General features: G+C 60.6%; 1 protein-coding gene. It reads left to right on the top strand.

Annotation, left to right across the window (positions count from 1 at the left end):
* On the top strand, positions 1-1,378 hold a 1,378-nt coding region (gene tnpC, locus GXY01S_RS16665), incomplete at its 5' end, for an IS66 family transposase (RefSeq protein ID WP_061276884.1).
* Positions 1,379-1,406 lie beyond the last annotated feature (28 nt).

Raw genomic sequence — 1,406 nt, 5'->3', positions numbered from 1 at the left:
CGCGATTGCAGCGGCGGATCCGTCTCCCGAAAGTGAGGAGCACGATAACGGCGACGCCGTGGTCTCTCCCCAAAGACGGCGCGGCAGGCCCAGGGTCCCGGACGCCACTCCACGGGAGCGCATTGTGCTCGACCCGGGCGAAGCCTGTTCCGCCTGTGGCAGTCCCTTGCGCCTCGTCGGCGAAGATGTCACCGAAATCCTTGAATTCATCGCGGCAAAACTGAAAGTCGTCGAAACGGCACGGCTGAAGAAATCCTGCCGTCATTGCGAAACAATGGTGCAGCCTGAAGCGCCATCGCGCCCTGTCCCACGGGGCATGGCTGGCCCCGGGCTCCTGGCCCATATTCTGGTCTCGAAATTCGATGACCATATCCCGCTTTATCGTCAGAACGAGATCTTTGCCCGTCAGGGTGTCGAAATCCCTCGTTCAACCCTGATCGACTGGTGTGGTCAGGCCGTTGCAGTCCTGCGGCCCCTGACAGATATGATCCGTCAGGAGGTCGTGGGGGCAGAGCTGCTTCATGCCGATGATACGCCCATCCAGGTTCTTGATCCCCGCCTGCGTCAGGCTGGCAAACCGCGGGGCGTGAAGGAAGGGCGGATCTGGACCTATCTGCGCGATCCCCGCCCATGGGGCGGGAGTGATCCACCCGCCGTTGCCTACTGGTTCTCTCCCGATCGCAAGGGGATCAATCCCCAGACCCATCTGGCACAGTTCCGTGGTATTCTGCAGGCTGACGCCTACGCCGGGTTCAGGGACCTGTATAAACCCGATGCAACGGGAACCGTGCGTGTGCGCGAAGCGGCCTGCTGGGCTCATCTACGCCGGGCATTCCATGATGTCTGGAAAGGCAGCGGCTCGACAATTGCAAGGGAAGCGCTTGAGCGGATCGGAGAGCTCTACGATATCGAGCGGCAGATCACCGGGCATCCCGCCAGGCACCGTCTGGCTGTCCGACAGGAAAAAAGCCGCCCCCGCGTTATAGCGTTCCATGCCTGGTGCGAAGCACAGCTCACCCGCATCCCCGGGAAGGGAGAACTGGCAAAAGCGATCCGCTATGCGCTCAACCGGTGGGCCGCCTTTACCCTGTTTGTGGAAGATGGTCGTGTCGCCATTGACAATAATCCTGCCGAACGGGCCATACGGCCCGTATGCGTCGGCCGAAAAAACTATCTCTTTGCCGGTTCCGATGCCGGTGGGGACAACATCGCTGACGCCATGACCCTCATCGAAAGCGCAAAACTCTCAGGCCTCAATCCGCACGATTACCTCGCCGACGTCCTGGCCCGTATCAACGAGCACAAAATCAACCGGCTCCATGAACTGTTGCCATGGAACTGGAAACCCGTGACAGATCTTCACAAACAGGCCGCATGATCAACGGCGGCCTTAAGCGGCCGGTTAC

The sequence above is a fragment of the Komagataeibacter xylinus NBRC 15237 genome, from assembly GCF_001571345.1.
Classification (GTDB): domain Bacteria; phylum Pseudomonadota; class Alphaproteobacteria; order Acetobacterales; family Acetobacteraceae; genus Komagataeibacter; species Komagataeibacter xylinus.
Note: the sequence above shows the minus strand (reverse complement) of the source record. Positions and strands in the feature narration are given on the sequence as shown.